Origin of the sequence: Paraburkholderia sp. SIMBA_030 (assembly GCF_046535245.1) — a bacterium.
In the GTDB taxonomy this organism is placed as follows: Bacteria; Pseudomonadota; Gammaproteobacteria; order Burkholderiales; family Burkholderiaceae; genus Paraburkholderia.
The window spans coordinates 1-239 of sequence record NZ_JAWRXB010001545.1 but is presented as its reverse complement, the minus strand read 5'-3'; the positions used below and the strand labels follow the sequence as shown (position 1 = coordinate 239).

Genomic DNA, 239 nt, shown 5'->3' with positions numbered 1-239 from the left:
AAGACACGCGGCACGTGCGCTGATGCTATCATTTGATTCCACGATTCACTCAAATCTATCAGTCGGTATGCCGATAGATTTTGTACTTTATGACAATGACAGCCTAGCTTTGCCCAATGGCCGACGTATTGATGAGCGTGACGAGTACTTTAATACGATTCGTCATCAATGGTCAGATGCGTTACGTCGCACTTTGGTTGAATTACCTAAATGTCCTGATGGTTATTGGGGATAAATAG

At 43.5% G+C, this 239-nt stretch carries 1 pseudogene; it reads left to right on the top strand.

Going from position 1 to position 239, the window contains the following annotated elements:
- A pseudogene (locus tag SB772_RS45200) lies at positions 1-235 on the top strand (peptidase); the annotation flags it as partial.
- Positions 236-239 lie beyond the last annotated feature (4 nt).